Origin of the sequence: Pectobacterium brasiliense, assembly GCF_013449685.1 — a bacterium.
In the GTDB taxonomy this organism is placed as follows: domain Bacteria; phylum Pseudomonadota; class Gammaproteobacteria; order Enterobacterales; family Enterobacteriaceae; genus Pectobacterium; species Pectobacterium brasiliense_A.
The window spans coordinates 1-537 of the sequence record NZ_JACDSF010000136.1 but is presented as its reverse complement, the minus strand read 5'-3'; the positions used below and the strand labels follow the sequence as shown (position 1 = coordinate 537).

The window sequence follows — 537 nt, the reverse complement described above, 5'->3', positions numbered from 1 at the left end:
CGGGCGCAGCCAGTGCAGCGGGGTCGGGGCGGGGGGGAGGTAACGCCTTTCAGCGGAGGCCGTCAGGCCGACAACCCCTGTTCTGTTGACGTTGATGTTTGCTGAAGGCTGACGCCGTAGCCTGCGCCGCCAGGGAGGGCGGCCACACCGTGGAAGCCGAAGAACGGGCGCGATGCCGACAGCAGAGGGCGCAGCCCTGTGCGCCGCGCTGTTCTGAGGAGCACAACCCCGGCGGCCAGCCGCACGCCGATGTGGAAGAAGACCGCAACGCGCCCATCACCCCACCGGCGCAGACATAATGTGTGTTACGCGTTGGCCGCGTTCAGCGGCTTTCGCGTAATGCCACATTATGTTGAATGACGAACGGCCAGCAACGTGAGTTGCAGAGAGGGACTTGGATGAGTGCTGGCCGGGCGGCATTTACCGCCGGGGCGATGAGGCCGAACACGGCAAGAGGTGCGCCACGGACGGCGCGCCTGTTGCCCTGCACCGTCCGGCGGCCTTGAAGAGGGGGAGCTACTTTTTGTGACTGCCCGC

2 protein-coding genes are annotated in these 537 nt (G+C 66.3%); both read right to left on the bottom strand.

The features are described from left to right. Positions 1-62: 62 nt before the first annotated feature. On the bottom strand, positions 63-224 hold the full coding sequence (locus H0248_RS21685; protein ID WP_180787451.1) for a hypothetical protein: 162 nt from the start codon (positions 222-224) through the stop codon (positions 63-65). A gap of 123 nt (positions 225-347) precedes the next feature. Further along, positions 348-537: hypothetical protein (locus tag H0248_RS21970; RefSeq protein WP_219609342.1), on the bottom strand; the 190-nt coding region annotated here is incomplete at its 5' end.